The sequence below is a fragment of the Achromobacter sp. Marseille-Q0513 genome, from assembly GCF_018195695.1.
Taxonomy (GTDB): Bacteria; Pseudomonadota; Gammaproteobacteria; order Burkholderiales; family Burkholderiaceae_B; genus Achromobacter.
Genome location: NZ_JAGTJY010000562.1, coordinates 1 through 419, shown reverse-complemented (window position 1 = coordinate 419; position 419 = coordinate 1). Strand labels below are relative to the sequence as shown.

The following is a 419-nucleotide window of genomic DNA, read 5'->3' as shown; positions in this document are numbered from 1 at the left end:
CTACCAGCAGGACCTGTCGGGCGGCGTGCTGGGCGAATCGCCCATCTTCAGCGTCATTCGCACTGGCCGCGGCGACCTGGACATTCTTTCGGGCGGTGATTTCCGCCAGACCTCGTTCTACGGCATCTATACCGCCGGGACGCCCTCCGCAGCCGTGCGAGACAGGCAGGGCAATCCCGTCCTGAACGCACTGGGGCAGGACGCCTACAGCTTGCAGCGCGCGCCGGACCAGGCCCAGTCCCGCGCCGACGGCAGCCCGTCCGTGCTGGGCGCGGCGGCCACGAGCTACGAGCCCCTGGTGACCGGCGACCAATACGCTGCCTGGTATCCGGAGCGTGGCGGCAATGTCCATGTGCAGGTGCAAGGCGATATGCGAGCGGCGACGCGAGGCATCGCCTCGGGGCCGGAGGAATCCAATA

At 68.3% G+C, this 419-nt stretch carries 1 protein-coding gene; it reads left to right on the top strand.

The features are described from left to right. Window positions 1-419, top strand: a 419-nt coding sequence (locus tag KDH83_RS31760; protein ID WP_212323154.1) for a hypothetical protein, incomplete at both ends; no start/stop codon positions are given.